This is a genomic window from Streptomyces sp. NPDC102283, from assembly GCF_044766265.1.
Classification (GTDB): domain Bacteria; phylum Actinomycetota; class Actinomycetes; order Streptomycetales; family Streptomycetaceae; genus Streptomyces.
In genome coordinates, this window is sequence record NZ_JBIWLQ010000052.1 from 1 (window position 1) to 3,717 (window position 3,717).

Below are 3,717 nucleotides of genomic sequence, written 5' to 3' on the forward strand. Positions count from 1 at the left end.
GTCGTGCCCTCCAGCCAGTAACGGGTGCGCTGGAACGCGTACGCGGGCAGCTCCACGACCCGCGCACCACTGCCCTCGAACAACACCTCCCAGTCGACCTCCACACCGCTGACGTACGCCTCGCCCAGAGCCGTACGGAACTGCTGAAGGCCACCGCGGCCGCGCCGCAGCGTCCCGACGACGGCCGCCTCCGCGCCGGCGTCCTCGAAGGTCTCCGACAGACCGAAGGTCAGCACCGGGTGGGCGCTGCACTCCACGAACACGTCGAACCCGTCGGCGAGCAGGGAGCGGACGACCGGCTCGAAGTTCACGGGCCTGCGGCAGTTCTCGTACCAGTACGCGGCCGTCAGCTCGGGGCCCCGCAGGACCTCGCCGGTGACCGTCGAGTACAGCGGCACGTCGCCGGCGCGCGGCTCGACGAAGGCGAGCAGCTCCGACAGCCGCTCGCGCAGCGGCTCGACCTGCGCACAGTGCGAGGCGACCGATGCCGCGATCATGCGGGCGCGTACCTCCTGCGCGGAGAGCGCGGCCACCAGCTCCTCCAGGGAGTCCCGGTCACCGGCCACCGTGACCATGCGCGGGCTGTTGACACCCGCGATCGACAGCAGATCCCCGTACGGCTCCAGCCACGGCCCGATGTCGGAGGGGGACAGGGCGATGGAGGCCACACCGCCGAGGCCCAGGAGCTCGTCGGCGAAGAGCTGCGAGCGTACGACGATGATGCGGGCGGCGTCCTCCAGGGAGAGCGCGCCGCTGAACGCGGCCGCGGCGATCTCGCCCTGGGAGTGGCCCACGACGGCGTCCGGCACGATCCCCCGGGAGCGCCACATCTCGGCGAGGGCCACATGCACCGAGAACAGCACGGCCTGGACGATCTCGACGCGGTCGAGCGAAGGGGCCCCCTCGCGCTCGCGCAGCACGTCCTGGACCGACCAGTCGACGTGCGCCTCGACGGCGGCCGCGCACTCGGCGAACCGGGCGGCGAACACCGCCGAGGTCTCCAGGAGTTCCACGGCCATCTGGGCCCACTGCGAGCCCTGCCCCGGGAACACGAAGACCGTCCTGGCGCGCGGCACGGCGGTGCCCCGTACCAGACCCCGGGTGTCGCGCTCCTCGGCGAGGGCCCGCAGCCGCTCCAGGACCTGCTCGCGGTCCTCGCCCCCGGTGCCGTCGGCGATCACGACGGCACGCTCGTCGAACACGGCGCGGGTGGTGGCGAGCGAGTACGCCACGTCGGTCAGGTCGGCGTCGGGCCGCTGCTCCAGGTGGTCCAGGAGGCGCTGCGCCTGCCCGGCCAGGGCCTGCGGGGTCCTGGCGGACAGCAGCAGCGGCACGGCGGGCACCGGGGTGCGGGACTCGTCCGCGGCCTGCTCGGCCTCGGGCGCCTGCTCGATGATCACGTGGGCGTTGGTGCCGCCCATGCCGAAGGACGAGACAGCGGCCCGGCGCGGCCGGTCCCCGGTCCGCGGCCACTCCCGCTCCTTCGCGAGGAGTTCGACGGCGCCGGCCTCCCAGTCCACGACCCGGGTGGGCTCGTCGACGTGGAGGGTGCGGGGCAGGGTGCCGTGCCGCATGGCCTGCACCATCTTGATCACCCCGCCGACCCCGGCGGCGGACTGGGTGTGACCGATGTTCGACTTCAACGACCCCAGGTACAAGGGGTGTTCGGTGCTGCGGTTGTTTCCGTAGGTGGCCAGGAGTGCCTGTGCCTCGATCGGGTCGCCGAGATGGGTCCCGGTGCCGTGGGCCTCGACGGCGTCCACGTCGTCGTGGGTGAGCCCCGCATTGTCCAGGGCCTGCTGGATGACGCGTTCCTGGGCGGGGCCGCTGGGCGCGGTCAGCCCGTTGGACGCACCGTCCTGGTTGATCGCGGAGCCGCGCAGCACGGCCAGCACGCGGTGCCCGTTGCGCCGGGCGTCCGAGAGACGCTCGACGAGCAGGAAGCCGACCCCCTCCGACCAGCCCGTGCCGTCCGCCGCCGCCGAGAACGCCTTGCAGCGGCCGTCCGCCGACAGACCGCGCAGCCCGGAGATCTCCACGAAGGCGACGGGCGTCGACATCACCGCCGCACCGCCCGCCAGCGCGAGGTCGCACTCGCCCAGGCGCAGCGCGGTCGCCGCCTGGTGGATCGCGACCAGGGACGAGGAGCAGGCCGTGTCGACACTGACCGCGGGACCCTCGAACCCGAAGGTGTAGGCGACGCGGCCCACCGCGATGCTGCCAGCGCTGCCGCTGTAGAGGTAACCCTCATGACCCTCGGGGAGGTTGGGGCGCGTCGCGTAGTCGTTGTACATCAGCCCGGAGAAGACGCCGGTGCGGCTGCCCCGGTACGCGTTCGGGTCCAGGCCCGCGTCCTCCATCGCCTCCCACGTCGTCTCCAGCATCAGCCGCTGCTGCGGGTCGGTCGCCAGGGCCTCCCGCGGCGACATGCCGAAGAACGCGGGGTCGAACCGGTCGGCGTCGTGCAGGAACCCGCCGTTCTTCGTGTAGGACGTGCCGACCTGCTCGGGGTCGGGGTCGTACAGCCTCTCCACGTCCCAGCCCCGGTTCTCGGGCCACTCGCCGATCGCGTCGACCCCGTCGGACACCAGGCGCCACAGGTCATCGGGCGAGGACACCCCGCCGGGGAAGCGGCAGGCCATGCCCACGATCGCGATCGGCTCGTGCGACTGCTCCTCCACGTCCCGCAGCCTCTTGCGCGCGTCACGTGCGTCGGCGATGGCACGCTTCAGGTACTCGCGGAGTTCTTTCTCGTCAGCCACGTCTCTCCAGCTCCCAGGGTGACGTACGCGCGATGACGCGGGTACGTGCCGTCGTACGGGTGTGTGCTCATGCGTCGGCCGCAACAGGGCCGCAGGTCAGTCGAGTTCGTCGATGAGCGCGAAGAGCTCCTCGTCGCTCGCCGCATCGAGGTCGTCGTGGTCGGCCGCGGCGTCCTGCGCGCCGAGCGCCGTGTTGGCGATGATCAGAAGTTCCTGGAGGCGCGCGATGATCTCCTCCTGCGCACCGCCGTCCTGCCCCACCGCGCGGATGCCCGCCTTGAGCCGGTCGAGGTCGGTGAGCAGCGGCCCGGCGGGCGACAGCTGGTCCGCGAGCTGCTCGTGCAGATGGGCCGCGAGGGCGGCGGGGGTCGGGTGGTCGTAGATCAGGGTCGCGGGCATGCGGAGCCCGGTGGAAACGTGCAGCTGGTTGCGCAGCTCCACGGCCGTCAGCGAGTCGAATCCCAGGTCCTTGAAGGCCCGCGCCGCCTCCACACCGTTGCCGCCGGAGTGCCCGAGCACATCGGAGACCTGCGCGCGGACCAGATCGCTCAGCGCCCGCTCCTGCTCGTCGCGGGCCAGGCCCGCCAGCCGCTGCGCCAGCGTCGGCCCGCTCCGTGCGGCGTCCGCGTCCTTCGCGGTGCGCCGGCGTGCGGCGGGGGCGAGGCCGCGCAGCAGCGGCTGCGGATCGGCGGACTGCCGCAGCGACGCCGTGTCCAGCCGGGTCGCGGCCAGTACCGCGTCGTGTCCGGTCAGCGAAGCGTCGAACAGGGCCATGCCGTCGTCGTTCGACACGGGTACGAGCCCGGAGCGGGCCATCCGCTTGAGGTCCACCTCGTCGAGGTGGCCGCTCAGATCGCTGCTCTCGGCCCACAGGCCCCAGGCCAGCGAGACGGCCGCAAGCCCCCGGCTTTTGCGGTGCTGGGCGAGCGCGTCCAGGAAGGTGTTGCCCGCCGCG

The 3,717-nt window shown here is 72.7% G+C and carries 2 protein-coding genes; both read right to left on the bottom strand.

Translation table 11 applies throughout. The features are described 5' to 3' along the window. A partial coding sequence (locus tag ACIRJT_RS38800; protein WP_403919340.1) for a type I polyketide synthase occupies positions 1-2,762 on the bottom strand: 2,762 nt, incomplete at its 3' end. A 96-nt stretch (positions 2,763-2,858) separates the two neighbouring features. Further along, positions 2,859-3,717: phosphopantetheine-binding protein (locus tag ACIRJT_RS38805; protein ID WP_403919343.1), on the bottom strand; the 859-nt coding region annotated here is incomplete at its 5' end.